The organism is Limnofasciculus baicalensis BBK-W-15 (genome assembly GCF_024178385.1).
Taxonomy (GTDB): domain Bacteria; phylum Cyanobacteriota; class Cyanobacteriia; order Cyanobacteriales; family Coleofasciculaceae; genus Limnofasciculus; species Limnofasciculus baicalensis.
Map to the genome: position 1 here is coordinate 1 of NZ_JAMZMM010000576.1, position 2,665 is coordinate 2,665.

General features: G+C 45.0%; 2 protein-coding genes and 1 pseudogene. 1 reads left to right on the forward strand and 2 read right to left on the reverse strand.

Features of this window, described 5'->3' with window-relative positions; translation table 11 throughout:
• Nucleotides 1-327, forward strand: a pseudogene (locus NJ959_RS28290) (DUF4351 domain-containing protein); the annotation flags it as partial.
• 219 nt (nucleotides 328-546) lie between these two features.
• Here NJ959_RS28290 and secG read toward each other — a convergent pair.
• Nucleotides 547-780: a preprotein translocase subunit SecG gene (secG, locus tag NJ959_RS28295; RefSeq protein ID WP_254015097.1), complete on the reverse strand. Its 234-nt coding sequence runs from the start codon at nucleotides 778-780 to the stop codon at nucleotides 547-549.
• A gap of 198 nt (nucleotides 781-978) precedes the next feature.
• Nucleotides 979-2,577, reverse strand: coding sequence for a 2,3-bisphosphoglycerate-independent phosphoglycerate mutase (gpmI, locus tag NJ959_RS28300; protein WP_254015098.1), 1,599 nt, complete (start codon nucleotides 2,575-2,577; stop codon nucleotides 979-981).
• Nucleotides 2,578-2,665: the final 88 nt, after the last annotated feature.

Sequence of the window (2,665 nt, forward strand, 5' to 3'; positions counted from 1 at the left end):
AGGATGATGGCGTTACCGGAGGAGTTACAACAAAGTTTTGAACAGAAACTAACTAGTTACGAGGAGGAAAGAAAAATGCCTTTACTTAGCCGGATGGAAGAGAGGGGACTTGCAAAAGGGGCTAGACAAACCCTCCAATCAACCATAATTCGCATCTTACAAGTACGGTTTGAAACTGTGCCGCCTGAGTTAATCAATGAGATCAATAGTTTAGAAGATATCTTGGAGTTGGAAAGGTTAGTCATGACTTCGGTGACTATTAATTCTGTGGTTGATTTTGGGGAAATGCTTTCACAAAATCGCAATACCAATCGCGATGTCGGATGATGGCGTTACCAGAGGAGGACCTCAAAAAAAGCTGAAGGGCTGCAAACCCATACAGAATAAGGAATGCAGCCCCAAATTTTGACCCTTCTCAAAAAACACCTACAGGTAGGCGCAACTAGGCGAAGAAAATTGAATCATCCCCCAGGGGTTTCCCCCCAATCCTCTCCACCAGCTCCCTGTTAATTCTCAGCGCTGAATCCTTGGCAAAATCAAACACCGCTACTGACTCAACCAACCCGCACTCAAAATCACCGTAAAACCGATAAAAATGACAGCGAGTATCCAAGTTACCCGATTCAGCGCAGTTTCAGCACTCTTGGCGCTAGTAAATAATTGAGCTTGCCCCCCAATACCGCCAATGCCATCCCCTTTGGGGCTGTGTAGCAATACTAAAACGATTAAACCCAAGGCAGATATTGCCCAAATAATATGTAGAACTTTATCAATTGTCATGGTTTGTTATTGGTTGTTGGTTGTTAGTTGTTAGTTGTTAGTTGTTGGTTGTTAGTTGTTGGTTGTTAGTTGTTGGTTGTTAGTTGTTGGTTGTTGGTTGTTAGTTGTTGATTGTTAAAAACCAATCACAAACAACAAATAACAAATAACCAATAACAAATAACAAATAACCAACAACAAATAACCAACAACAAATAACTAAAGCTTCACTCGTACAGGTGTACGACTAGGGCGAAGTTCAAACTCCACAGGCTCAAACATGGATTTTCCAGTCATTTCTGCTGGTTTTGGCAAACCCAATATTTCCAGAATCGTTGGCGCAATATCCGCTAAACGCCCGTCGCTGCGTAGAGCAACATCTGCACCATGTCCAGGAATTTTTACTTTTTCCCCTTCGACTATGATAAACGGGACGGGATTGGTAGTGTGAGCTGTCCAAGGTTTGCCATTTTCATCCCGCATGTATTCAGCGTTACCGTGATCTGCGGTAATAATAACAGTACCCCCAGCTTTATTAATACTTTCCACCAATTGTCCGACACAGCGATCGACAGTTTCAATCGCTTCAACACAGGCATCCATCTTCCCTGTATGTCCTACCATGTCTGGGTTGGCATAGTTGATGACAATTAGAGAATAAATGCCTTTTGCCACAGCCGCGATCGCAGTATCTGTTACAGTTTGTGCTGACATGGTAGGAGCGCGATCGTATGTCGCTACCATGGGACTGGGAATCATTTCCCGATCCTCTCCCTCACAGGGTGATTCTAAACCCCCGTTGAAGAAGTAAGTAACGTGGGCGTATTTTTCAGTTTCCGCTGTTCGTAATTGACGCAAACCATGCTTGGCAATAACTTCCCCCAAAATATTATTCAGGCTTTGGGGTTCAAATGCCACCAAGACAGATAATGTGGGGTCATACTGGGTAAAAGTTAGGAATGTTAGATCGGCAATCAGCTCCCGCTCAAACCCGTTAAATCCTGGACCGATAAAGGCTTGAGTCAGTTGTCTGGATCGATCCGGACGGAAGTTAAAGAAAATGACACCATCCCCTGACTCTACTGCACCTGGAGCCAGTCGAGTAGGGAGAATAAACTCGTCTGTGATGTTTTCATCATAAGACCTATTTAAGACCTCAACGGCTGACAGACCGATTCCTGCGCCATCTTGAGTCATGCAATTGTAAGCTTTTTCGAGCCGATCCCAACGTCGATCTCGATCCATGGCATAGTAGCGACCGCTAATAGTAGCAATTCGTCCTACACCGATTTTGTCAATATAATCCTGAATCGCTTGAATGAATTTTACGCCATCTGCGGGCTTAGTATCGCGACCATCGGTAATCGCGTGAATGCAAATGTCAGAAAATCCTTTAGATTTGGCGAAATCGAGCAATCCCAGGAGATGATCCAGATGAGAATGGACACCGCCATCAGAACACAAGCCCACTAAGTGTAGCTTACCGCCCTGACTCTGAAGCTCTTGGCAGAATTTCAGCAGTGCTATATTGTCGTGCAATGAGCCATCTTCAACCGCATCGGAGATCCGAACCAGTTCTTGTGGTACTATTCGCCCTGCGCCAATATTGAGGTGACCCACTTCTGAGTTACCCATTTGACCGTCTGGTAGCCCCACGTCTTTTCCGGAAGTCCGAATGGTTGTGCTAGGATACGCTGCCCAAAGGCTACCCATTATAGGGGTTTTCGCAACGGCGATCGCGTTTCCCTCTATACCTTCTCGGTAGCCCCAGCCGTCCAAAATGACTAGCACCACAGGAGATACAAGTGCTTGCGTCATATATCGCCCTTTGTTTCCACATCAGTTTCAACGCAATCATATCATTTTGCATATCTTCACCAAATCGTCTTCACAAAAAAATCCCAAC